This window comes from Kocuria sediminis (assembly GCF_009735315.1).
Lineage (GTDB): Bacteria > Actinomycetota > Actinomycetes > Actinomycetales > Micrococcaceae > Kocuria > Kocuria turfanensis.
In genome coordinates this window covers 1-553 of sequence record NZ_WOGU01000063.1, presented here as the reverse complement: position 1 = coordinate 553, position 553 = coordinate 1, and the positions used below count along the sequence as shown (strand labels likewise).

The following is a 553-nucleotide window of genomic DNA, read 5'->3' as shown; positions in this document are numbered from 1 at the left end:
CCATGGCACACACGTCAGCCGTCCCGGCCGGGCGGCACGAGATGTCCCGCGAGGAGCGCAAGGTCCTCGCGGGCACGCTCGTGGGCACCACCATCGAGTGGTACGACTTCTTCATCTACGCCCAGGCGGCCGCCTTCGTGCTGGCCCCGCTGTTCTTCGCCCCGCTGTCCGAGGAGAACGCCGGGCTGGCCCAGGTGGTGGCCTGGGCCTCGCTGGGCATCAGCTTCCTGTTCCGCCCGCTCGGGGCGGTGGTGGCCGGCCACCTCGGCGACAAGTACGGGCGCAAGCTCGTGCTGGTGCTCACCCTGGTGGGCATGGGCGCGGCGACCATGCTGATCGGGCTGCTGCCCACCTACGCGGCGATCGGGATCTGGGCCCCGATCTTCCTGGTGCTGCTGCGGATCATGCAGGGCTTCTCCGCCGGCGGGGAGTGGGGCGGGGCGGCGCTGATGTCGGTGGAGCACGCCCCGCGGCACAAGCGCGGGCTGTTCGGGGCCTATCCGCAGATCGGGGTGCCGCTGGGCATGCTGCTGGCCACCACCTTCATGTTCGC

The 553-nt window shown here is 71.2% G+C and carries 1 protein-coding gene; it reads left to right on the top strand.

Translation table 11 applies throughout. From position 1 onward, the window contains the following. Nucleotides 1-2: 2 nt before the first annotated feature. A partial coding sequence (locus tag GMA12_RS18200) for an MFS transporter (RefSeq protein WP_156270884.1) occupies nt 3-553 on the top strand: 551 nt, incomplete at its 3' end.